Annotated in this window: 24 protein-coding genes; 18 read left to right on the forward strand and 6 right to left on the reverse strand. The window is 68.1% G+C overall.

Annotated features, from left to right (window positions below; translation table 11 throughout):
• Positions 1–24: 24 nt before the first annotated feature.
• On the reverse strand, positions 25–2,670 hold the full coding sequence (gene pepN / locus AX750_RS02125) for an aminopeptidase N (RefSeq protein ID WP_066725960.1): 2,646 nt from the start codon (positions 2,668–2,670) through the stop codon (positions 25–27).
• A 134-nt stretch (positions 2,671–2,804) separates the two neighbouring features.
• Positions 2,805–4,250, reverse strand: a complete 1,446-nt coding sequence (locus AX750_RS02130) for a cation diffusion facilitator family transporter (RefSeq protein ID WP_066725963.1) — start codon at positions 4,248–4,250, stop codon at positions 2,805–2,807.
• A 153-nt stretch (positions 4,251–4,403) separates the two neighbouring features.
• Between AX750_RS02130 and AX750_RS02135 the strand changes: the two genes are divergently transcribed.
• The 15 genes from AX750_RS02135 to AX750_RS02205 all read left to right on the forward strand — a co-directional run bounded on the left by AX750_RS02135 (position 4,404) and on the right by AX750_RS02205 (position 14,776).
• The gene (locus tag AX750_RS02135; RefSeq protein ID WP_066725966.1) at positions 4,404–4,853 is read left to right on the forward strand and encodes a VOC family protein; all 450 of its coding nucleotides are present in this window, start codon (positions 4,404–4,406) and stop codon (positions 4,851–4,853) included.
• 68 nt (positions 4,854–4,921) lie between these two features.
• On the forward strand, positions 4,922–5,167 hold the full coding sequence (locus AX750_RS02140) for a type II toxin-antitoxin system VapB family antitoxin (protein ID WP_066725969.1): 246 nt from the start codon (positions 4,922–4,924) through the stop codon (positions 5,165–5,167).
• Positions 5,168–5,599, forward strand: coding sequence for a type II toxin-antitoxin system VapC family toxin (locus tag AX750_RS02145; RefSeq protein WP_082732829.1), 432 nt, complete (start codon positions 5,168–5,170; stop codon positions 5,597–5,599).
• Entirely contained in the window at positions 5,596–6,489 is an 894-nt protein-coding gene (locus tag AX750_RS02150) for a PfkB family carbohydrate kinase (protein WP_066725975.1), read from the forward strand. The genes AX750_RS02145 and AX750_RS02150 overlap by 4 nt, the downstream gene beginning before the upstream one ends.
• 124 nt (positions 6,490–6,613) lie before the next feature.
• On the forward strand, positions 6,614–7,468 hold the full coding sequence (locus AX750_RS02155; protein ID WP_066725978.1) for an urease accessory protein UreD: 855 nt from the start codon (positions 6,614–6,616) through the stop codon (positions 7,466–7,468).
• Positions 7,469–7,478: 10 nt separating this feature from the next.
• Positions 7,479–7,799, forward strand: a complete 321-nt coding sequence (locus AX750_RS02160) for a hypothetical protein (protein WP_066725980.1) — start codon at positions 7,479–7,481, stop codon at positions 7,797–7,799.
• The gene (locus tag AX750_RS02165; RefSeq protein WP_066725983.1) at positions 7,796–8,416 is read left to right on the forward strand and encodes an urease subunit gamma; all 621 of its coding nucleotides are present in this window, start codon (positions 7,796–7,798) and stop codon (positions 8,414–8,416) included. Before AX750_RS02160 ends, AX750_RS02165 begins: the two co-directional genes overlap by 4 nt.
• 39 nt (positions 8,417–8,455) lie before the next feature.
• The gene (gene ureC, locus AX750_RS02170) at positions 8,456–10,192 is read left to right on the forward strand and encodes an urease subunit alpha (RefSeq protein ID WP_066725985.1); all 1,737 of its coding nucleotides are present in this window, start codon (positions 8,456–8,458) and stop codon (positions 10,190–10,192) included.
• A 73-nt stretch (positions 10,193–10,265) separates the two neighbouring features.
• Positions 10,266–10,517: a hypothetical protein gene (locus AX750_RS02175; RefSeq protein WP_066725988.1), complete on the forward strand. Its 252-nt coding sequence runs from the start codon at positions 10,266–10,268 to the stop codon at positions 10,515–10,517.
• A gap of 71 nt (positions 10,518–10,588) precedes the next feature.
• A complete protein-coding gene (locus AX750_RS02180) occupies positions 10,589–11,632 on the forward strand; it encodes an ABC transporter substrate-binding protein (RefSeq protein ID WP_066726036.1) in 1,044 nt (347 codons plus the stop codon).
• 83 nt (positions 11,633–11,715) lie between these two features.
• On the forward strand, positions 11,716–12,024 hold the full coding sequence (locus AX750_RS02185) for a putative quinol monooxygenase (RefSeq protein WP_066725991.1): 309 nt from the start codon (positions 11,716–11,718) through the stop codon (positions 12,022–12,024).
• A 27-nt stretch (positions 12,025–12,051) separates the two neighbouring features.
• Positions 12,052–12,771, forward strand: a complete 720-nt coding sequence (locus tag AX750_RS02190; protein WP_066725994.1) for an urease accessory protein UreE — start codon at positions 12,052–12,054, stop codon at positions 12,769–12,771.
• A gap of 5 nt (positions 12,772–12,776) precedes the next feature.
• Positions 12,777–13,451, forward strand: coding sequence for an urease accessory UreF family protein (locus AX750_RS02195; protein ID WP_066725998.1), 675 nt, complete (start codon positions 12,777–12,779; stop codon positions 13,449–13,451).
• A gap of 88 nt (positions 13,452–13,539) precedes the next feature.
• Positions 13,540–14,172, forward strand: coding sequence for an urease accessory protein UreG (gene ureG, locus AX750_RS02200; RefSeq protein WP_066726001.1), 633 nt, complete (start codon positions 13,540–13,542; stop codon positions 14,170–14,172).
• Positions 14,173–14,194: 22 nt separating this feature from the next.
• The gene (locus tag AX750_RS02205; protein WP_066726037.1) at positions 14,195–14,776 is read left to right on the forward strand and encodes a HupE/UreJ family protein; all 582 of its coding nucleotides are present in this window, start codon (positions 14,195–14,197) and stop codon (positions 14,774–14,776) included.
• 62 nt (positions 14,777–14,838) lie between these two features.
• Here AX750_RS02205 and phnE read toward each other — a convergent pair whose 3' ends face one another.
• From phnE to AX750_RS02220, 3 genes are read right to left on the reverse strand one after another with little or no spacing between them, the layout of a single operon-like run.
• A complete protein-coding gene (gene phnE, locus AX750_RS02210; RefSeq protein WP_066726004.1) occupies positions 14,839–15,645 on the reverse strand; it encodes a phosphonate ABC transporter, permease protein PhnE in 807 nt (268 codons plus the stop codon).
• On the reverse strand, positions 15,642–16,490 hold the full coding sequence (locus tag AX750_RS02215) for an ATP-binding cassette domain-containing protein (RefSeq protein ID WP_197426723.1): 849 nt from the start codon (positions 16,488–16,490) through the stop codon (positions 15,642–15,644). Before AX750_RS02215 ends, phnE begins: the two co-directional genes overlap by 4 nt.
• Positions 16,487–17,356, reverse strand: coding sequence for a PhnD/SsuA/transferrin family substrate-binding protein (locus tag AX750_RS02220; RefSeq protein ID WP_066726007.1), 870 nt, complete (start codon positions 17,354–17,356; stop codon positions 16,487–16,489). The genes AX750_RS02215 and AX750_RS02220 overlap by 4 nt, the downstream gene beginning before the upstream one ends.
• 160 nt (positions 17,357–17,516) lie before the next feature.
• On the opposite strand from AX750_RS02220, the gene AX750_RS02225 reads away from it, so the two are divergent.
• On the forward strand, positions 17,517–18,656 hold the full coding sequence (locus AX750_RS02225) for an alpha-D-ribose 1-methylphosphonate 5-triphosphate diphosphatase (protein WP_066726038.1): 1,140 nt from the start codon (positions 17,517–17,519) through the stop codon (positions 18,654–18,656).
• Positions 18,657–18,727: 71 nt separating this feature from the next.
• Positions 18,728–19,741 carry a DNA topoisomerase IB gene (locus AX750_RS02230; protein ID WP_066726011.1) on the forward strand — a complete coding sequence of 338 codons (1,014 nt, stop codon included), beginning with the start codon at positions 18,728–18,730 and terminating at the stop codon, positions 19,739–19,741.
• A 258-nt stretch (positions 19,742–19,999) separates the two neighbouring features.
• Here the strand turns inward: AX750_RS02230 and AX750_RS02235 are convergent, their stop codons facing one another.
• Positions 20,000–20,335, reverse strand: a complete 336-nt coding sequence (locus AX750_RS02235) for a hypothetical protein (RefSeq protein ID WP_066726014.1) — start codon at positions 20,333–20,335, stop codon at positions 20,000–20,002.
• A 706-nt stretch (positions 20,336–21,041) separates the two neighbouring features.
• On the opposite strand from AX750_RS02235, the gene AX750_RS02245 reads away from it, so the two are divergent.
• Positions 21,042–21,233 (forward strand): hypothetical protein, encoded by a 192-nt coding sequence (locus tag AX750_RS02245; RefSeq protein ID WP_066726017.1) that lies wholly within the window; start codon positions 21,042–21,044, stop codon positions 21,231–21,233.
• The last annotated feature ends 28 nt before the right edge of the window (positions 21,234–21,261 follow it).

A 21,261-nucleotide genomic window follows, 5' to 3' on the forward strand; every position in this document is an offset into this window, starting at 1 on the left:
TTCGACAGGTCGCCGTTAACCTCTTCAGGCGAGGGTCCGTTCGGCGATGTCGGCGACATCGCGGGACAGATTCGGGGTCGCCGCCACCTGGGCGAGCCGCCCCTGCGCCAGCGTCCTGCGGCCCGGCTCGAGCATGCGCCAGCTCTTGAACGATGACAGCAGCCGGGAGGCGACCTGCGGGTTGGTCCGGTCGAGCGCGATCACCATCTCGGCCACGAAGGCATAGCCGGTGCCGTCGGTGCGGTTGAACTGGGTCAGGTTGGCCGCGAAGCCGCCGATCAGCGCCCGGATGCGGTTCGGGTTGCCCATCGAGAACGCCGGGTGCTGCATCAGCTCCCGGACGCGATCCAGCGTCGAGGCTTCGGGGATCAGCGCCTGGGCCATCAGCCACTTGTCGAGGACGAGCGGTTCCGCTGCGTAGGTCTTGGCGAAGCGGGCGATGAGCGCCTCGCGAGCCTCGCCGGGAACGAGCGTCATCGCCGCCAGCGCGGCCAGCCGGTCTGTCAGGTTGTCGCCGGCGGCGAACTGTGCCTCGCAGAGGCGGGCGCCCTCCTGCGGCGAGGCGAGCGCGATCAGGCCCAGCGCCTCGTTGCGCAGCGCACGGCGCCCGGCGGAGGCCGCATCGGGGCTGTACGGCGCCGACCCGCCGAGCTTTTCGCGCAGCTCGAGCAGTTGCGGTCCGAGCCGCAGGCCGATTTCGGTCGAGAGCGCGCGGTGGGCCGCCTGGATCGCGTCGGGATCCACGTCCCGGCCGATCTCGCGCGCGACGTCTCCCATTGCCGGCAGGCGCAGGACCTGGGCGGCGAAGGCCGGGTCCGCGGGCGCCTGGTCGCGCAGGAAGTCGCTGAGTCCCTCCGCCAGCGCCCGCCCCGTGGCGCGCAGGGCCTCGAGCTGGGCGGGCTCGCGTCCGGCTTCGACGAGCGCCCGCATGGCCACCGTCTGCCAAGCCTGCCAGCGGTTGAACGGGTCGCTGTCGGACGAGAACAGCCGCAGCAGATCGCCATCCGCGAGGTCGAGCTCGAGCCTCACCGGCGCCGAGAAGCCGCGCAGCAGGGAGGGGATCGGCGGCTCGCCCACGTCGCTGAAGGTCACCGATAGCGAAGGCTGGTCGAGCACGATCAGCCCGGCGCCGGCATAGGCCGGCGAGTCCGTGGCCAGCGGCAGGTCGCCGCTGCGCCCGACCAAGCCGAGCGCGACCGGGAGGACGACGGGCTGTTTTTCCGGCTGGCCGGGCGTCGGCGCCGTCTTCTGGGCGAGATCGAGCGTGTAGCTGCGCGCCGCCGCGTCATAGCGGCCCGACGCCACGATCGTCGGCGTGCCGGCCTGCTCGTACCAGCGCGCAAAATGCGTCAGGTCGCGGCCGGAGGTCTCGGCGAAGCAGGCGAGAAAATCCTCGATCGTCGCGGCGGTGCCGTCGCAGCGCTCGAAATAGAGGTCCATGCCGGCGCGGAAGGCGGCTTCGCCCACCAGAAGCTTGAGCATGCGGATCACCTCCGCGCCCTTCTCATAGACCGTCGGCGTGTAGAAGTTGTTGATTTCCTTGTAGGCGCGCGGCCGCACCGGATGCGCCAGCGGCCCGGCATCCTCCGAGAACTGCGTCGTGCGCAGCGTCCTGACATCGGCGATGCGCTTCACCGCTCGGGAACGCTCGTCGGCTGAGAACTCCTGGTCGCGGAAGACCGTGAGGCCCTCCTTCAGGCAGAGCTGGAACCAGTCCCGGCAGGTGATGCGGTTGCCGGTCCAGTTGTGGAAGTACTCATGCGCGATGATCGCCTCGATCGAGGCATAGTCTCCGTCGGTCGCCGTCAGCGGATCGGCCAGGACGTATTTGTCGTTGAAGATGTTGAGGCCCTTGTTCTCCATCGCGCCCATGTTGAAATCCGACACGGCGACGACGTTGAACACGTCGAGATCGTAATTGCGGCCGAAGACGCGCTCGTCCCAGCGCATGCAGCGCACCAGGCAGTCCATCGCCCAGCCGGCCCGGTCGGCCTTGCCGGGTTCGACATAGACGGCGAGGTCCACGCTGCGCCCCTCGGCGGTCACATAGGTCTGGCGGAGCACGTCGAGCGCCCCGCCGACCAGGGCGAAGAGATAGGCGGGTTTGGGGTGAGGGTCGTGCCAGACGGCGAAATGCCGCTCGCCGCCCGGCACGTCGCCCGCGGCGACGAGATTGCCGTTGGAAAGCAGCACCGGGGCGATCAGCTTCTTCGCCTCCAGCCGCACCGTGTAGACCGACATCACGTCCGGCCGGTCGAGGAAGTAGCTGATCCGGCGAAAGCCGTCCGCCTCGCACTGCGTGCAGTAGACATGCGAGGAGAGATAGAGCCCCATCAGCTTGGTGTTGGCGGAGGGGTCGACCTCGGTGTCGATCATCAGCGTGAAGCGCCGCGCCGGTGGGGCGTGCAGCGTCAGCTGCTGCGGGCTGGCGCTGTAGGCGGTCTCGTCGATCAGAAGCCCGTCGAGCCGCAGCGCCACCAGCTTGAGCTCGTCGCCGTCGAGAACGAGCGGCGCACCCGGCCGCCCGGCCGGGTTCGGCCGCAGACCGAGCTGCGAGCGGATGCGCGTCTTCGTCGGATGCAGGCTGATGTCGAGATCGACCGTGTCGATCAGCCAGTCGGACGGGCGATAGTCCTCGAGACGGATCAGGGGCGTGTCTTCGGAGCGCATGAGAAACTCGGGCAGGCGGCGTTTCGGATCATCCGGCGCGCCGGATCGCTGGAAGGGTCTCTAACCCGCCGGCCCTGCGGCCGGAAGGGTGGGCCGCGTCGTCGGGCCGCAACTCTGCGGGATCGCGCCTGTGTCTAGCTTGCGGGCCCGGCAATGGCGGGTTCGGCATGGCTGACGAGCCGGCAGACCTGCGGCCGCGCGATCCTGACCGCGCGCTCGATCTGGTCGACGGCGGCATGGACCGAGGCGACGTCGAGCGCTGGGTCGACGCGGCAATGGTAGTTCACGACAAGGCCGTTCAAGGTCTGGCGAACCCTGACATTGTGGATGTCGTGAATCGGCCCCTTCAGCGTCGCGGTCTCGGTGGCCAGCGCCTTGCCGATGTCCTCGACGGTGTCCCAGGCCGCGTCATGGCCGGCCGGGGCGCCGGTCTCCATCGGCTCGATATGGGTTTCGACCTCGGTCTCGCCGCCGAACTCGTCCCGGATCGCCGCCTCCAGCCGCGTCGCGATCTCATGCGCCTCGCCCAGCGTCAGGCGCGCCTCGACCTCCATGTCGAGGCTGACCGAGAGCCGCTGCCCGATCGTGTGCACCGAGACGTGGTGCACCGGGATCTTCAGCTTGAGCGCGATCAGCAGCACGCGCTCCAGCGCGGTCTCGTCGTCGACCTGAACCGGGTCGGTCGTGACCGCGATCGCGGCGCCGGGTTCGATCCGCTCGAACTCCGCCGTCAGCGCCTCGCGGATCGCCGCCACCCGCTCCAGCGGCAGCGTGCGCGAGACGGTGATGCCGATCTCGCCATGGATGCGCCCGCCCGTCGGGCGGACCTTGAGCCAGTTGACGCCGACCACGCCGGGCACGCCCTCGGCGCCCTCGCGCAGGCGTTCGCTCACCCCCTTGGGCGCCGCGTCGAGCAGGGTGTCGATGGTCCGCCGCCCCAGCCGGTAGGCCGACAGCGCGGTGAAGGCCGCGATCGCGAAGGCGGCGATGGTGTCGGCCCGGGCGACGCCGTACCAGACGCCGACGAGGCCGGCCAGCACGAGGGCCGAGCCGACGAAATCGGCGGAGAAATGCGTCGCCTCGGCGGCGAGCGCATCGCTGCCGGTCTCCTTCGCGACTTTCGTCAGCGAACGCCAGCGGATCGCGTCCACCACCATCGAGAGCAGCATGATGCCGATCACGATGGGCGTCACCGAGACGGTCTCGATCAGCCCCGTCCAGAGCCGGTTGCCGGCTTCCCAGAGGATCGCGCCCGCCAGCGTGAACAGGATCGCGGTCTCGACGAGCGCCGCCAGCGCCTCGACCTTGCCATGGCCGTAATGGTGCTCGTCATCGGCCGGCTTGTCCGAGACGCGCACGGCAAACCACGTGAACAGCGTCGAGCCGACATCGATCAGCCCCTGGAGCGCGTCTGTCAGCAGGGCGAGCGAGCCCGACAGGATCGCGCCGACGATCTTGGCGCCGGTGAGCAGCAGCGTCGCCATCACCGAGAGGATCGCGGCGCGCTGCTTGATCTGCGCCATCTGGGCGGCGCTGGCGCGGGCAGGCGTGCCCTCCAGACCGTCTTGCGTTGAGCTCATGGCCTGTCCTGCCGGCTGCGTCTTGGAACTGTGTTCACGAGCGGCGATGCTTTCGCCCGATTCAACGGTAGGATCAACCCGACACCATTCGGTGAACGCCGCCAGGATGCGCCCGCCGGAATCGTCGGGCCGAAGAGGAAACGGACGAAAACGATGCGCTATCTCCACACCATGGTCCGCGTGACCGATCTCGACGCCTCGCTGGATTTCTATGTGAACAAGTTCGGCCTGGTCGAGACCCGCCGGATCGAGAACGAGAAGGGCCGCTTCACTCTGGTCTTTCTGGCCGCGCCCGACGAGGTCGAGACCGTTCGCCAGCAGGGCAGCCGCGGCCGCCCGACGCTGGAGCTGACCTATAACTGGGACCCCGAGACCTACACCGGCGGGCGCAATTTCGGCCATCTCGCTTACGAGGTCGACGACATCTACGCCACCTGCGACAAGCTGATGAAGGCCGGCGTCACCATCAACCGCCCGCCGCGCGACGGAAACATGGCCTTCGTCCGCTCGCCCGACAACATCTCGATCGAACTGCTCCAGAAGGGCGACCCGAAACCCCCGGCCGAGCCGTGGGCGAGCATGCCGAACACCGGCGTGTGGTGAAGGCGGCGGAACTGAGTTGAAGCAGGCGGATCTCCCTGATATCTTCGGTTGATATCAGGGAGGCTATCATGGGCATTCTCGTTCGCGACGCGAAGATCGATCGCATGGTCCGCGAACTGGCAGAGCGGGACGGGATCACCTTGCAGGCAGCTATCGGGCTAGCCGTAGAGCGCGAACTCGCGCGACGGGAAGAACGACGCAGGCGCGTTGATGCGGCCTTCGCGCGCATCCACGAGCGTTTCGCCGACCATCCCGTCATCGATGACGGCATGACGCATAAGGAGTTTTTCGACCGCGAGTCGGGCGAAATCTGAATGTTTCTTGACGCATCCGTACTCGTTGCGGCTATGGCTGGTGAGGTCGAGGCGCCTGCGATACGCGTCGCCATCGTCGAAAGCGAGAAACTCGCCTCTTCGCCGCTCGCGGTGTTCGAGGCGTCCTGTCGGATTGCCAAGCTTCGCAGGATCTCGATCGATGAGGCCTACTCTGCGACGATGGAGTTCCTGACGATGACCGGAGCTCAATTGCAGGCTATCGACGCGGAGACCGGCCGCGCAGCTCATACATGCGCGGCCCGCTATCATCTGCTGACCGGCCATCCCGCCCGCCTGAACATGGGCGATTGCTTCGCCTATGCGGCCGCACGCGCCTCGGGACTGAAGCTCGCCTACAAGGGCAACGACTTTCTCCATACCGATATCGACGGGGTCCGTTTCGGCCCCGAAGCTGAGCCGCCGCGCGCATGACCGGCGTCTTCTGTCTCGGCATCTCGACGCTGGACTATGTCTACAGCGTCGAGACCCTCCCCACCCGCGGCGAAAAATACCGCTCCAAGGCCCTCGCCGTCGTCGGTGGCGGCTGCGCCGGCAACGCATCGGTCGCGATCGCCAGGCTCGGCGGTCGCTGCTGGCTGGCGACGCGCCTCGCGGACGATCTGGCCGGTGACGCGATCGTGGCCGATCTGGCGCGTGAAGGCGTCGATACGACCTTCGCCCGCCGCGTGGCCGGCCTGCGCTCGCCCGTCTCGGCGATTCTCGTCGATGCGCAGGGCGAGCGGATGGTGATCTCTTACTCCGACCCCGAGATGCCGGAACAGACGGACTGGCTCCCGGCCACCTTGCCGGACGGGGCGCGGGCCGTGCTCGCCGACACGCGCTGGGGCGAGGGCGCGCTCGCGGCGCTGCGGCTCGCACGCGCGGCGGGCGTGCCCGGCGTGCTCGACGGCGACCGAAGGCCGCCCCATCCCGATCTGGTCGCGACCGCGAGCCATGTTGCCTTCAGTGCCCAGGCCCTGGCCGAACTCTCCGGCGAGGAGGACCCGCGCGCCGGTCTCGCCCGGATCGCGCGCGAGGGGCCGACCTGGCTGGCGGTCACGCTCGGCAAGGACGGGGTGCTCTTCGTCGAGGATGGCACGATCGCTCATCTGCCGGCCTTCGCGGTCGAGGCCGTCGACACGCTCGGCGCCGGCGATGTCTGGCACGGCGCCTTCGCGCTCGGCCTCGCAGAGGGGCAGGGGGAGCGTGCGGCGATCCGTTTCGCCTCGGCGGCGGCGGCGATCAAATGCACGCGTTTCGGCGGCCGGGCCGGTGCCCCGCAGCGCACGGAGATCGAGGCCTTTCTCGCGGCGCGCGGCTGACCATCGGCTAGCCGCGATTGCCCATCATTTGGGCAGCGTCCGCCGGTGAGGCCCTTGCCGGAAATCGGCGCGCGCGGAAGATTGCAGCGTCGTTCGACTCCGCCAGCCCGATCCGGGACCTTTCATGTTTGCGCCGCCCGTACCGGCCGCCTCCGAGCCCGTGCTGCCAGCCTATGTCCGCGCTGCGGGCGGGGTGGCGCTGCGCTTCGGCCGCGTCGGCAGCCGGACGCACAGATTGGATCTGTTGGAGTCCGGCGGCTACCGCGCCCGTTTCCCCACCACCTTCGACGCGACCAGCGAGGCCGTGCTGATCAACACCGGCGGCGGCATGGCCGGCGGCGACGCGATGAGCGTGACGGTCGATCTCGGTCCCGGAAGCGAGGCGGTCGTTACCACCCAGGCCGCCGAGAAGATCTACCGCAGCCAGGGTGCCGATACCCGGATCGAGACCGGGCTGACGGTGGCCGCCGGGGCCTCGCTCTGCTGGGTGCCCCAGGAGAGCATCCTGTTCTCTGGCGCGCGCCTCAACCGGCGCCTCGCCGTCGATCTCGCCGCCGATGCAAGGCTCGTCGCCTGCGAGAGCGTGTTCTTCGGCCGCAGCGCCATGGGTGAAAGCGTCGCGCGCGGGGCGCTCCGCGATCGCTGGCGCATCCGCCGGGAGGGGAAGCTCGTCTTCGCCGAGGATGTCCGGCTCGAGGGCGCGATCGCGCAGACGCTGGGGCGCTCGGCGATCGGCGCCGGCGCCCGCGCCGTCGCGACGATCCTCATTGCCGGTGGCGATCTCGCCGACAGGCTGGAGCAGGTCCGCGCACTCGCCGAAGAGGCCCAGTCCGCCGCGGTCGAACTCGGCGCCGGCCTCGTTTCGGATCTTCTGATCGTCCGCCTTCTCTCTCCCGATGCCCAGGCCCTGCGTCGCGTGCTCGTCACGCTGCTCGGGCATCTGACCGGCCGTGCGCTGCCGCGCACTTGGTCAACTTGAGGAGAGCATCATGCTGGCGATCCAGGGTCTGAAATGCATTTACGACACCGGAGCGCGGGGCTGGGCGATCGAACTGGCGCTGAGCGGCGAGGGCGAGGAGGCTGTGCGCCGCTTCGACGTCGACGGGCCCGATGACGCCGAGATGCTGATCGAGGCCTTCGAGGAATCGACCGCGAGCGCGTTCGATCCGGCGACGGGCGAGATCGTCTTCGCCTACGAATATGCCGATTTCGGCGTCGAGGACGAAGACGAAGAGGAATCGGACGACGAGGACGGCGAGGACGAGGGTCCGGACGCCGCCGACGAGGACGAAGAGAAGGGCAAGTCATGAATCTGACGCCGCGCGAAAAGGACAAGTTGCTCGTCGCCATGGCCGCCATGGTCGCGCGACGCAGGCTCGAGCGCGGCGTCAAGCTGAACTATCCCGAGGCCGTCGCGCTGATCACCGACTTCGTGGTCGAGGGCGCGCGCGACGGCCGTTCCGTCGCCGATCTGATGCAGGCGGGAGCGCAGGTGCTGTCGGCCGATCAGGTGATGGACGGCGTGGCCGAACTCATCCACGACGTGCAGATCGAGGCGACCTTCCCGGACGGCACCAAGCTCGTCACCGTGCATGAGCCGATCCGCGGCTCCGCCGGGCGCCTCAGGCCCGGCGAGGTGACGACGCTGCCGGGCGACCTCGTCATGAACGAGGGCCGCGAGAGCCTGATCCTCACCGTCTCCAACACCGGCGACCGGCCGATCCAGATCGGCTCGCATTATCATTTCTTCGAGGCCAATCCGGCGCTGTCCTTCGAGCGCGACAAGGCGAGGGGCTTCCGGCTCGACATCCCGGCCGGCACCGCCGTGCGCTTCGAGCCGGGCCAGACCCGCGAGGTCCGGCTCGTGGCGCTCGCCGGCAAGCGCGAGGTCTATGGCTTCCGTCAGGACGTGATGGGCAAGCTCTGAGCTGCCTCCGGCCCCGATCCGCTTCGAGGAGACGCGTTCATGCCCTTCAACTTCCCCCGCAACGCCTATGCCGCGATGTTCGGCCCCACCACCGGCGACACGGTGCGCCTCGGCGACACCGATCTCGTCATCAAGGTCGAGAAGGACTTCACCACCTATGGCGAGGAGGTGAAGTTCGGCGGCGGCAAGGTCATCCGCGACGGCATGGGCCAGAGCCAGGTCCGCAATGCCGACGGCGCCGTCGACACCGTCATCACCAACGCGCTGATCCTCGACCACTGGGGCATCGTGAAGGCTGACATCGGCATCCGCGCCGGGCGGATCTGCGCCATCGGCAAGGCCGGCAACCCCGACATCCAGAGCGGCTTCGGCAATTTCGATCCCGAAGAGACGATCATCGTCGGCCCCGGCACCGAGGTCATCGCGGGCGAGGGCAAGATCGTCACGGCCGGCGGCTTCGACAGCCATATCCACTACATCTGCCCGCAGCAGATCGAGGATGCGCTGATGAGCGGGCTCACCACCATGCTCGGCGGCGGCACCGGCCCGGCCCATGGCACGCTGGCGACGACCTGCACGCCCGGCCCCTGGCATCTCGGCCAGATGATCAAGGCCGCCGACGCCTTCCCGATGAACCTCGCCTTCGCCGGCAAGGGCAATGCCGCGCTGCCCGGCGCCTTGATCGAGATGGTCGAGGCCGGCGCCTGCGCGATGAAGCTGCACGAGGACTGGGGCACGACGCCCGCCGCGATCGACAACTGCCTCTCCGTCGCCGACGACTACGACGTGCAGGTGATGATCCACACCGACACGCTGAACGAGAGCGGCTTCGTCGAGGACACGATCGCCGCCTTCAAGGGCCGCACCATCCACGCCTTCCACACGGAAGGGGCGGGTGGCGGCCACGCACCCGACATCATGAAGGTCGCAGGCCTGCCCAACGTCCTGCCGTCATCGACCAATCCGACGCGGCCCTTCACCGTCAACACGCTCGACGAGCATCTCGACATGCTGATGGTCTGCCATCACCTGTCGCCGTCGATCCCGGAGGATCTCGCCTTCGCCGAGAGCCGCATCCGCAAGGAGACGATCGCTGCCGAGGACATCCTGCACGATCTCGGCGCGCTCTCGATGATGTCGTCGGACAGCCAGGCCATGGGCCGCGTCGGCGAGGTCATCACCCGCACCTGGCAGACCGCCCACAAGATGAAGCTCCAGCGCGGCACGCTGGCGCAGGATGTCGGCACCGGCGCCGACAATTTCCGCGCCAAGCGCTATGTCGCGAAATACACGATCAACCCGGCCATTGCCCATGGCATCTCGCGCCATATCGGCTCGATCGAGATCGGCAAGCTCGCCGACATCGTCGTCTGGTCGCCGGCCTTCTTCGGCGCCAAGCCGGATCTGATCCTCAAGGGCGGGATGATCGCAGCCGCCCCGATGGGCGACCCCAACGCCTCGATCCCGACGCCGCAGCCGGTGCATTACCGCCCGATGTTCGGCGCCTTCGGCAAGGCGGTGACCTCGACCTCGCTGGTCTTCGTCTCGCAGGCCGCGATGGCCAACGGCCTGCGCAACCGGCTTGGCACCGAGAAGGAGATGGTCGCGGTCGAGAACGTGCGCGGCGGCATTTCCAAGAAGAGCATGATCCACAACGACGCCACGCCCGACATCCGGATCGATCCGGAGACCTACGCGGTCGTCGCCGACGGCGAACTGCTCGTCTGCGAACCCGCTAAGGAACTGCCGCTGGCGCAGCGCTATTTCCTGTTCTGACGCGCCGGATCGCGGCGCGGAACAGCCCACGCAGCCTTGGCGTTTGTCTCCCATCAGGACAGGGAGGTTCGCCATGGCCACAGACACGGGTCCCGAGGGACAGCAGCCTGAAGCACTCGCCACCTTCGCTGCGAGCGCGCGCAACGACGCTAGCAAGCCCCCGGCGATCGGATTGACCGCGACGCCGGAAACCGAACCGCTCGCCATCGCGCCGGAGGCGAAGGCCGATGCCGCGACGAAGGTGCTGCGCGAAGGCGTTCTCGACCGGGATCAGGGGGCAGACGAGGCGGTCGACGCCCTCCCGGACCGCACGCGCGACAGCTGACCGCCGTGATTGACAGCCACGCCGCGTCCGTTCTCTAGTCAGCAAAACAATCGTCGACTGGGATGGACGCCATGGATCGCTGCAACACGGCCCGCATAGCCGCGGCTTTTTCGCTCGTGGCCGCAAGCTTTGGCGCGGCCGCTCCAGCTCCCGCTGCGGCGCAGGAGGTCACGGTCTACTGCTCGATCCTCGAAGAACAGTGCCGCGAAGGTGCGACGCTCTTCGAGAAATCGACCGGCATCAAGGTCGCGATGGTTCGCAAGAGCACGGGCGAGGTCTATGCGCAGGTGAAGGCCGAGGCCGGCAATCCGCGCGGCGATGTCTGGTGGGGCGGTCCCGGAGAGCCGCATCTCCAGGCGGCGGAAGAGGGGCTTCTCGACGAATACAAGTCGCCGAAGCTGCCGGAGCTGCTCGACTGGGCGCAGCGCCATGCTGAGCAGGCGAAGTTCCGCACCAGTGGAATCTATCTCGGGGCGCTCGGGATCGGCTACAACACCGAATTGCTGAAGAAGCGCGGCATCCCCGCTCCCAAATGCTGGGCGGACCTGCTGGATCCCAAGCTTCGTGACGAGGTCCAGATCGCGGACCCGAACTCGTCGGGCACGGCTTATGTCTTCCTCGCCACGACGGTTCAGCGCCTGGGCGAGGAGAAGGGCTTCGAGTATCTCAAGGCCCTGCACAAGAACATCAACCAGTACACCAAATCCGGTATCGCCCCGGTGAAGGCGACCGCGCTCGGCGAGACGACGGTGGGGATCGCCTTCATCCACGACATGCTGACCCAGAAGCTGCAGGGCGCGCCGATCGAAACCGTCGCTCCCTGCGAGGGCACGGGCTACGAGACCGGCTCGGTCTCCATCATCAAGGGTGGCCGCAATCCCGAGGCCGCGCGCCGCTTCGTCGATTTCACGCTCTCGCCTGAGGCACAGAACATCAACGCGAAGCTCAAGATCAACTCGATTCCCTCGAACCGGAATACGACGCTGTCCCCCGACGCGCCGAATTTCTCGGAGATGAAGCTGATCGACTATGACACCCCGCGCTGGGGCTCGCCCGCCGAGCGCTCGCGTCTGCTCAAGAAATTCGACGCCGAGGTGAAGTCCCAGCCGCGCTGACCGCCGATCTGGTCGGGATCTGCATCTGCTCTCGATTCCGCCGCGTAGCCGGACTCGTCCGTTGCGTTTCGGAGCCTGGCCTCTTGTCCGATCCCTTTCTCGTCATCGCCCGCATCGAGGTTCGCCCCGATGCCTGGGAAACCTTCGTCGAGGCCGCCACAGCCTGCATCGACTCCACCCGCCGCGAGCCCGGCTGCCTCGGCTACGAGTTTCATGAGAGCCTGACGGAACCCTGTCGGTTCGTCTCCTTCGAGAGCTGGGAGACACGCGCCGATATCGATCGCCACATGCGCTCTGAGCACATGGCTGCGTTCCTCCGGGCGACGAGGGCTTGCGTCATGGCGCCTCCGGTGATCGAAGTGATCGAGCCGCGGTCGATCGACCGCCTCTGATCTCGCTTTAAGTCACGGACCATCATCATGCTTCGCGCCACCTCCGTCGTTCGCAAGGCCGCCGTCAGGCAAGACCGCGTCGTCGATACGCTGACGCTCGACCATGACGACCGCAACCGCCGCCGCCTCGCGCTCAAGGCCGATGGTGGGCTGGACGTGCTGCTCGATCTCGACAAGGCCACCGCCCTCGGGGACGGCGATGCGGTCAAGCTCGAGGATGGCCGGCTCGTCCTGGTCAAGGCTGCGCCGCAGAGCCTGCTGGAGATCAAGGCCGAGAACCCGCTGCGGCTGATGCGCGTCGCCTGGCATATCGGCAACCGGCACACGCCGGCCGAGATCACCGCCGACGCGATCTATATCGAGAACGACCATGTCCTGGCCGAGATGGTGCGCGGCCAGGGCTGTGCGATGAGTTCGGTGATGCGCCCCTTCCAGCCGGAGCGCGGCGCCTACGACCACGACCACGCCAATTGCGACCACCCCAGCCACGCCCACGGCCATCACGGGCATCATCACCACGACCATGACCATCACGCCCACGACCATGATCACCATGACCATGGCTCGCATGATCATGGTCACAAGGCCGAGGCGCACGCTCATTCCCACGCCCACGCGCATTCGCACGACCATGGCGACGCCTGCGGCTGCGGGCATGATCACGCCCACCGCGATCACGCCCATCACGATCATGGCCACAAGCATGGCGCCGAACATGGCCACAAGGGCCGCAGCCACGATCACTGAGCGCCATGGCGGCCCATCTGCCCCTGATGGTCTGGCTGTCGCCGTCCTTCCCGGTCGGCGCCTTCGCCTATTCTCACGGCCTCGAATGGGCCTTCGAATGCAGCGATCTGCATGACGCCGAGACGTTGCGGGACTGGCTCGAGGCGCTGGTCGCCCATGGCTCGTTGCGCAACGACCTGATCCTCTTCGCCTGCACCGCCCGCGCCACCGAGGCCGGTGACGACGCAGCTCTGGCCGAGATCGCCGAACTCGCCCTGGCGCTGGCCAATTCCGCCGAGCGCCGGTTGGAGACGGTCACGCAGGGCAATGCCTTCGTGACGGCGCTGCGGGCCGCCTGGCCCTGCGAGGCGATCGAACGGCTCAAGCGCGTCGCCCCCGACGACATCGCCTATCCGCTGGCCGTCGCGGCGGCCAGCGCGGGGCATGGCTTGCCGCTTGCGGCCTCGCTGGAGGCCTACGGTCTCGCCTTCGTCGCCAATCTGGTCTCGGCCTCGGTGCGGTTGGGCATCGTCGGCCAGACCGACGGACAGCGGCTCACCGCGGCCCTGATGCCGGCCGTGCAGGCCGCTGCGGCGGAGGCCGTGCCCGCGACGCTGGACGACCTCGGCGGCTGCGCCTTCCGCTCCGATCTCGCCTCGCTGCGCCACGAGACGCAGTATTCGCGGCTGTTCCGCTCGTGAGCGCGGCGCGCGAATTGCAACCCTCTTCATCCACGCTCCGGGCCGCACCGGCCCGCCGCACCGCCTGATCGCTCAAGGAACTTCACAGATGTCGCGTTCTCCCCATGGCCCCCTCCGCGTCGGCATCGGCGGCCCCGTCGGCTCCGGCAAGACGGCTTTGATGGAGGTGCTCTGCAAGCGCATGCGCGACCGCTACGACCTCTGCGCCATCACCAACGACATCTACACCAAGGAGGATGCGCGGCTGCTGACGGTGGCCGGCGCGCTGCCGCAGCAGCGCATCATGGGCGTCGAGACCGGCGGCTGCCCGCACACCGCGATCCGCGAGGACTGTTCGATCAACCTCGCCGCGGTCGAGGAGATGCGCGGCAAGTTCCCCGACCTCGACATGATCCTGATCGAATCCGGCGGCGACAATCTCGCCGCCACCTTCTCGCCCGAGCTGGCGGATCTGACGATCTACGTCATCGACGTCGCAGCCGGCGAGAAGATCCCGCGCAAGGGCGGCCCCGGCATCACCCGCTCTGATTTGCTCGTCATCAACAAAACCGATCTCGCCCCCCATGTCGGCGCGGATCTTGCAGTCATGGAACGCGACACGAAGACGATGCGCGGCAAGCGACCTTACGCCTTCACCAACACCAAGGCGGGCGAGGGCGTCGATGCCGTGATCGACTTCATCGAGACGGCGGGTGGCCTGCGGGCCGCTCCGGCCGCGTGACGGACATGCAGGGGAGACGGCGATGCGCGGAACGGCAGAACGGGCGGGGCTGGTGGTGATCGCGACGGCGCTGGCCGGGCCTGCTCTCGCCCATACCGGAGCCGGCGCCGTGCATGGCTTCGGGGCCGGCCTGCTGCATCCGCTCTTCGGCGTCGACCATGTCCTTGCCATGGTCGCGGTCGGTCTCTGGGCCGGGCTCACCGGCGGGCGAGCCCGCTTTGCCTATCCGCTCGCCTTTGTCGGCATGATGGTCCTCGCCGGCCTCTGGGGCATGTCCGGTTCGTCCCTGCCGGGTGTCGAGATCGGCATCGCCGTCTCCGTCGTCGTGCTCGGCCTCGCCATCGCGCTGCGGGCGACGCCGCCGCTGGCTGCGGGCGCAGCCGCGTGCGCGATCTTCGCGGTCTTCCACGGCCATGCCCATGGCGCCGAGTTGCCGCAAGGAGCGAGCGGGCTCGGCTATGCGCTCGGCTTCGTACTGGCGACGGCCGCCCTGCACGGTGCCGGACTTGGGCTGGCCGGACTGCTCGCGGCGCGGGCGCCGCTGCTCGCCCGTGTCGCCGGCGGCGGACTGGCTCTCGCCGGCGTCGCCATTCTCGCGAGCTAGCCGTCTGAGCATCCTGCCGCCCCTGCGGGACGGCAGGATCAGGCGAAAGCCGGCCTGCGGCGTCAGATGATGCGGCGCCGCAGCCAGCCGCCGATCTGCTCGACCGCGACCACCAGCGCGAAGACGGCCAGGATGATCGTCAGCGCGGTGTCGTAGTCGAACAGGTCGAACGCCACCTTGAGCTCGACGCCGATGCCGCCGGCGCCGACCAGCCCCAGTACGACCGAGGCCCGTGTCGCCTTCTCCACGCAGAACAGCGAGGTCGCGATGAAGGACGGCATCGCGTTGGGCACGACCGCCGAGAAGATCAGCCCGGTCTTGCTCGCCCCGATGGTCGACAGCGCCTCGCGCGGGCCCTTGTCGGTCTCCTCCATCGCCTCGGCGAAGAAGCGCCCGGCATAGCCGATCGTGTCGATCATCAGCGCCAGCACGCCGGCCGCGGGGCCGAGCCCGACGGCGATGACGAAGAACAGCGCCCAGATCAGATCCGGCACTGTCCGGAAGAAGGCGATCAGCCCGCGCGCCAGAACCCGCACGATCGGATGCGGCGACAGCCCGTCGGCGGCGAGGATCGCCAGCGGAAAGCTCAGGATCAGGCCGAGCACGCAGCCCGAGACCGCCATCTGGAAGGTCGTCGCCAGCGACCAGAGGATCTGCTCGAGGCGGCTGAGATCGGGCGGGAACATCCGCGTCAGGATGTTGCCCATATAGGGGATGCCGCGGATCAGCTTCTCGGCCGAGAGTTCCGAGCCGCTGAACGACCAGATCACCAGCGCCAATGCGAGGAAGCCGCCCATGAAGGCGACGGCGCTCGGCCGCTCGAAGCGATCGACGGCGAAGGGGGGCCGGGCAGTCTGAGACAGGCTCATGCGAACACCGGCGCCGGCGCGCGCACCGGCTCCTCTTGGGGCGCTGTATCGCCGCCCGGCTCTTCGAAGAAGGCGGCGAGTTCGGCCTCGGTGCAATGACCGGCCCGGCGGTCAAGGGCGATCGTCCCGCCGCCCAGCCCGACGATGCGGTCGGAAAAGCGCAGCGCATGCGCCATATGATGCGAGACGAAGACCAGCGTGAGGCCCTTGTCGCGCGTCAGCCGGAACAGCAGCTCCATGATCTCGCGGCCGGCGCGCGGGTCGAGGCTGGCATCCGGCTCGTCGGCCAGCACCAGCTCCGGCCGCTGCATCAGCATCCGCGCGATGGCGACGCGCTGGGACTGCCCGCCCGAGAGGGAATCGGCCCGCTGCAGCGCCTTGTCGGCCAGCCCGACGGCCTCCAGACAGGCCATCGCCTCGTCGCGCACCGCAGCCGGCGCGAGCGACTGCGCCCATGAGCGCGGGCCGGAGCGCCGCGCCTGGACGCCATGCACGACATTGGAGAGCGCGCTGAGCCGCGCGACGAGATTATGCTTCTGGAAGACCACGCCGACTCGCGCCCGGAAGCGCTTCAGCGCCGAGCCGCGCAGATCGCCGACCGTCTCGCCGAGCACGCTCAACCGGCCCTGGTCGGCTTCCGCCAGCCGCACGATCATGCGCAGCAGCGTCGATTTGCCGGTGCCATTGGCTCCGATGAGCGCCAGCGACTCGCCGGCGGGGACGGAGAGGTCGAGCCGCTCGATGATGGTGCGCGGCCCGAAGCTCTTGCGCAGGCCGTCGATGGCGATGACGGGGACGCCAGCCCCCGTCACCATCGGCCCGAGGGCGGGCGAGGGCGTCGTCACTCGATGAACTTGTTGAATTCGGTGATGCCGATCGTGGCGTAGATCGAGCGGACATAGTCGTAGTCGCTGTCCTTGACCTCGGGCAGGAAGACGCCCCCGGCGAATTTGCGGTTGTCGTCCGTGCCGGTGGTGACCGCCTTCATCAGCTCCGTGCCGTGGTCGAGGAAGGCCTTGCGCACCTTGGCGACGATCTCCGGCTTCACCTTGGGGCTGGCGATCATCACGTCGTTCGGCAGGTCGCGACCGCGCGCCACGACGGTGAAGCCGGTCTTGGTGTCGCTCTCGCGGATGCGCTGGAGATGGGTGAGGTTGAGGCCGATGGCGGCGATGTCGCCGCGCTTCATCGCCTCGACCGCGACGTTGCGCTTCACGAAGATCGGCTTGTAGTCGACGTTGTACTTCAGGCCGAAATCGGCGAGCGCCTGCGCCGGGCCGAGATGCTGCGAGGTCGAGCCGATCTCGCCGAAGGAGATCGTCTTGCCCTTGAGATCGGCGACGCTCTTGATCGGCCCGCTCGCGAGCACGGCGACCTGGCTGAAATAGTCGGGGCGCTGCCAGCCGACGACCGGCACCGCATTGGTCCGGGCCTTGAACACGACGTACTCGGCCGGCCCCGTCAGCACGAAATCGACCTGGCCGGCGGCCATCGCCTCGACCGCGGCGGTGCGGCCGGACACCGCGAAGAACTGCACCTTGACGTCGGCAACCTTCTCGAACGCGGCTTTGAACGGGCCGAACTCGCGCTGGAGCGATTCCGCGCCGTCGATGTCGGTGACGGCGAAGCGGATCGAATCCTGCGCCTGGGCGGCCGGCGCGGCGAAGGCGGCGGCTGCGGCGAGCAGCGCGACGGCGATGGGCTTCAGCATGGGGCGTTCTCCCGTTCCCTGGAGCCCTGCCGCTAGGGCCGGCATGCGACGGCCCGGTGACGGCTGCCTGACGGTTCGGTGACGGCCGGTGTCATGCTGTCGTCATGCCCGGGCGCGAAGGCGCAACGCCGCAGGGCGGGTGCATGGCAAGGAGACGGATGTGTCGATCGCGATCACGGGGGGGACCGTTCTGGTCGAAGGGCTCGAGCGACACGACCTCATGCTCGAGGACGGGCTCATCGCCGGTTTCGCCCGGGCCGGCGGCGCCCGGCTGACGCTCGACGCGACCGGGCTTCTGGTGCTGCCGGGCCTCGTCGACTGCCATGGCGACGCCTTCGAGCGCCACATCATGCCGCGGCCGCGCGTTGCCTTCGACATCGACCTCGCCTTGAAGGACGCCGACCGGGCGCTGCTGGCGAGCGGTATCACCACCGCCTTTCACGGCGTCACCTGGTCTTGGGAGCCGGGCCTGCGCGGGGCGGAGAATGCCCGCGCCCTGGCCGAGGCGATCGCGCGGCTGCAGCCGGAGCTGGGCGCCGACACGCGCTTCCACCTGCGCCACGAGACCTTCAACCTCGATGCCGAGCCGCAGATCCTCGCCTGGCTGGCGGAGGGGCGCGTCGGTGTGCTCGCCTTCAACGACCACACCGAAGGGACGCTGAAGACGCGCCACCGCCCCGACAAGATCGGCAAGATGGTCGAGCGCACAGGCCTGTCGACGGAGGCCTTCATGGACCTCGTCGAGACGGTCTATGCCCGCAAGAGCGAGGTCGAGGGCTCGATCGCGCGCCTCGCAGCGGCGGCGCGCGCGGCCGGCGTGACGATGTTCTCCCATGACGACATGACGCCCGACATGCGCGCCTGGTACCGGTCGCTGGGTGTGACCGTCGCCGAATTCCCGATCGACGAGGCGACCGCGCGCGCAGCCGCCGATCACGGCGAGGCGATCGTCTTCGGAGCCCCCAATGTCGTGCGCGGCGGCTCGCATACGGGCTGCCCCAGCGCCGAGGCAATGGTGCGCGCCGGGCTCTGCAGCATTCTGGCGTCGGATTACTACTATCCGGCGCTGGCGCTGGCGCCGTTCCTGCTCGCCCGCCGCGGCGCGGCCAGCTTAGCCGAGGCCTGGGCCCTGGTTTCGCGCGCCCCGGCGCAGGCACTGGGCCTCGACGACCGCGGCGTCATCGCGCCCGGCAAGCGCGCGGATCTCGTTCTCGTTGAGGAAGGCCCCCATCCCCGTGTCGTCGCGACGATCGCCGCCGGCCGCCTCGTCCATCTCGCCGACCAGCGCCTGCTCGCCTGAGGCTCCCGGTTCCAGCCGGAACTTTCCCCGGCTGGGCCGATTGTAGAGCCGTCGAGATCGGGGACGGTGCCATGGCGTTGCTGGAGAAGGAAGAAGCCCCTGTCCGCCTGAAGCGTGCCACGCCGACGGACCTCAGCATCACCCGCCACCGCGCCGGCAAGGGATTCGCCTATCGCGATGCTGACGGAAACCGCATCACGGATCAGGCGACGCTGGCCCGCATCCGTTCGCTCGCCATCCCGCCGGCCTATGTCGATGTCCGGATCGCGGCCGATTCCCGCGCGCATCTCCAGGCGGTCGGCCATGACGAGGCCGGCCGGATCCAGCATCGCTATCATCCCGGCTGGGAGAAGGTGCGCGAGCGCCGCAAGCTGAAGCGGCTGAAATGCCTGCTCGGCGCCCTGCCGAAGCTGCGGGCCGCCATCGCCCGCGACCTGAAGGACCGGCAGCTCACGCGGGACAAGGCGCTCGCCTGCGCGGCGGCGATCATCGACCGCTGCCATATCCGCGTCGGCAACGAGACCTATGCCAAGACCAATGGCAGCCATGGCGCCTCGACCCTGCTCAAGCGCCACGTCACCATCGCCGGCGGCCGCGTCGAACTCTCCTTCAAGGGCAAGAGCGGCAAGCAGATCGCCTGCGCCCATTCCGATCCGGCGCTGGTCCGTGCGCTCACCCGGATTATGACCCTGCCGGGCAAGCGCCTGCTGCAGTACCGGCGCGAGGATGGCGGCATCGCCGAGGTCCGGGCGAGCGAGATAAACGCCTATCTCAAGCGCGTCAGCGGCCTGCCCGTGAGTGCCAAGGATCTGCGTATGCTCGCCGCCAATGCGGCTGCGGCCGAACTGCTGCTGGCCGGCGAGGTGGTTGCGACCGAGACGGGCAAGAAGCGCCAGCTCGCCGACATCATGCGGGCGATCTCGGAGCGGCTGGTCAACACGCCGGCCGTCGTCCGCAAGAGCTATGTCCACGCCATCGTGCTGCGCGCCTATGCGACCGGCCGCTTGAAGCGCTGCTACGAAAAGGCCAAGGCCCGTGGCGCCTGCTCGCGGATCGAGCGGGCGCTGGGGCTGGTCGCAGCCTGATCCTGCGGGCGGCCGCCATAGGTGCATCGCGCCGCATTTTCGGCTAGTCAGCCGCCATGACCGCCCTTTCGCCCGAGCAGCTGCGCTTTTCCGTCGCGCCGATGATGGACTGGACCGACTAAGCCTATAAGCCGGTCGTTACGAGCCTATTATTGGCCAATGTTGTACCTGTCGTAGTACCGCCAAACCCGCCAGCGGGCATGGTGAAGTGGGAGGGGGCCGCTATGCTGCCAGGCCGGAAGCCCCCTCCCGGCTGCGCTAGGCCCGGCGGTTGATGTCCGAAATCTGGTCGATCAACTCACCGAGTTCGCGCAAGTGCAATTCCAGCACGTCGGCCTCCAGCTTCGTGAGCACGTGATAGTCGCGGGCGTCCTGGCGGCCGGCTAGTATGTGGTCGCCGGATCCGCCTGCGCCGGCGGCACCGCCCAGAGAACGCTCGATGGTGGGCAACAGCGCCTCCCACCGAAGTTCCAGCATGGCCAGCGGCCCCTCCAGTTCAAGGCGCTCGCTAACGAACCGAGCGGCACGCTTGCGCACCGCGCCGCGGGCACGAGTCTTCGTTTGCGCCATCGGCGCAGCAAAATGCACATTCATTGATGATGTCCCCAGCCGGCCTGTTCCGGCGCAGGGTTACGGTGTGCGATTCGCTAGCATTCGTCAAGTGGTATATTGATGTGGAGGGAGGCGGATCTTTGACGTCAAAGGTGATCACATGGGTTGATAGCCATTAGAGGCAGATGGTTGCTAATCAATATTGGCGATATATTTGACGTCAGACGTTGCGGTGCGACCTAACCCGCCTTGAGCGTGACGAGCACTTGGCGCGCTGGATTGAGTTGGTGGAGGTGAGGGATGGGTCCGAAAAACCGTCGCAAGTTGCGACAGTTCCAAAGGGTGGTCGCGGGGTGCAAGAGGGCATCAACCTTGCGGCGCGCGAACTCGGCATAGGCAAAGACGACGCCCACCGCGCAGTCAAAGTCGCCAGACTGGCCCCCGAGGCGAAAGCGGTGGCTTGACTGATGAGAACGAAAACGGAACATAATCCGATGCTCGTTCTCCCTCTTCGCATACGGCGCCTGCCTAGCTCGGTCATCATCACCGATGCGCGCGGACGCGCGATTTGCATCTACTGCGAAGAAGCGCCGCTTCGGCGGGATGTTGCCTGCCTGTGGAGTCCTTCCGAGGCGGAAGCCCTGGCGCGCTGGATTGCACGGCGGCTGACCGACCAATGGGACGGCGGCGGGTGCTCTTGACCGCGCCGCCGTCCAAGAGTGACGCTTGCGCAAGCAGGGGTATCGCGATGGATGACGAAGAAGGCTGGTTGGCCCACGAGGCGCTCGACTTCCATGAATGGAAAGCGGTCGAGGAACTTGCGTACAAAGCACCTACTCAGTTCGTGGTGTCGGCCAACCTGAGTGCAGGCGCTACGATTTTGACGCGGCTGGTCGCGTGGCGCATCGTCGAAACGGTCGTGTCCCATAGCGTGGTGTAGCTGACGGTGGTCACCGGCGATTGCCGGT

Origin of the sequence: Methylobacterium sp. CCH7-A2 (assembly GCF_001557075.1) — a bacterium.
Taxonomy (GTDB): domain Bacteria; phylum Pseudomonadota; class Alphaproteobacteria; order Rhizobiales; family Beijerinckiaceae; genus Allobosea; species Allobosea massiliensis.

Bases quoted from the DNA above. Each gene is read 5' to 3' on its own strand.
- pepN (WP_066725960.1), bottom strand. From the start codon at position 2,670: ATGCGCTCCGAAGACACGCCCCTGATCCGTCTCGAGGACTATCGCCCG.
- AX750_RS02130 (WP_066725963.1), bottom strand. From the start codon at position 4,250: ATGAGCTCAACGCAAGACGGTCTGGAGGGCACGCCTGCCCGCGCCAGC.
- AX750_RS02135 (WP_066725966.1), top strand. From the start codon at position 4,404: ATGCGCTATCTCCACACCATGGTCCGCGTGACCGATCTCGACGCCTCG.
- AX750_RS02140 (WP_066725969.1), top strand. From the start codon at position 4,922: ATGGGCATTCTCGTTCGCGACGCGAAGATCGATCGCATGGTCCGCGAA.
- AX750_RS02145 (WP_082732829.1), top strand. From the start codon at position 5,168: ATGTTTCTTGACGCATCCGTACTCGTTGCGGCTATGGCTGGTGAGGTC.
- AX750_RS02150 (WP_066725975.1), top strand. From the start codon at position 5,596: ATGACCGGCGTCTTCTGTCTCGGCATCTCGACGCTGGACTATGTCTAC.
- AX750_RS02155 (WP_066725978.1), top strand. From the start codon at position 6,614: ATGTTTGCGCCGCCCGTACCGGCCGCCTCCGAGCCCGTGCTGCCAGCC.
- AX750_RS02160 (WP_066725980.1), top strand. From the start codon at position 7,479: ATGCTGGCGATCCAGGGTCTGAAATGCATTTACGACACCGGAGCGCGG.
- AX750_RS02165 (WP_066725983.1), top strand. From the start codon at position 7,796: ATGAATCTGACGCCGCGCGAAAAGGACAAGTTGCTCGTCGCCATGGCC.
- ureC (WP_066725985.1), top strand. From the start codon at position 8,456: ATGCCCTTCAACTTCCCCCGCAACGCCTATGCCGCGATGTTCGGCCCC.
- AX750_RS02175 (WP_066725988.1), top strand. From the start codon at position 10,266: ATGGCCACAGACACGGGTCCCGAGGGACAGCAGCCTGAAGCACTCGCC.
- AX750_RS02180 (WP_066726036.1), top strand. From the start codon at position 10,589: ATGGATCGCTGCAACACGGCCCGCATAGCCGCGGCTTTTTCGCTCGTG.
- AX750_RS02190 (WP_066725994.1), top strand. From the start codon at position 12,052: ATGCTTCGCGCCACCTCCGTCGTTCGCAAGGCCGCCGTCAGGCAAGAC.
- AX750_RS02195 (WP_066725998.1), top strand. From the start codon at position 12,777: ATGGCGGCCCATCTGCCCCTGATGGTCTGGCTGTCGCCGTCCTTCCCG.
- ureG (WP_066726001.1), top strand. From the start codon at position 13,540: ATGTCGCGTTCTCCCCATGGCCCCCTCCGCGTCGGCATCGGCGGCCCC.
- AX750_RS02205 (WP_066726037.1), top strand. From the start codon at position 14,195: ATGCGCGGAACGGCAGAACGGGCGGGGCTGGTGGTGATCGCGACGGCG.
- phnE (WP_066726004.1), bottom strand. From the start codon at position 15,645: ATGAGCCTGTCTCAGACTGCCCGGCCCCCCTTCGCCGTCGATCGCTTC.
- AX750_RS02220 (WP_066726007.1), bottom strand. From the start codon at position 17,356: ATGCTGAAGCCCATCGCCGTCGCGCTGCTCGCCGCAGCCGCCGCCTTC.
- AX750_RS02230 (WP_066726011.1), top strand. From the start codon at position 18,728: ATGGCGTTGCTGGAGAAGGAAGAAGCCCCTGTCCGCCTGAAGCGTGCC.
- AX750_RS02235 (WP_066726014.1), bottom strand. From the start codon at position 20,335: ATGAATGTGCATTTTGCTGCGCCGATGGCGCAAACGAAGACTCGTGCC.
- AX750_RS02245 (WP_066726017.1), top strand. From the start codon at position 21,042: ATGGATGACGAAGAAGGCTGGTTGGCCCACGAGGCGCTCGACTTCCAT.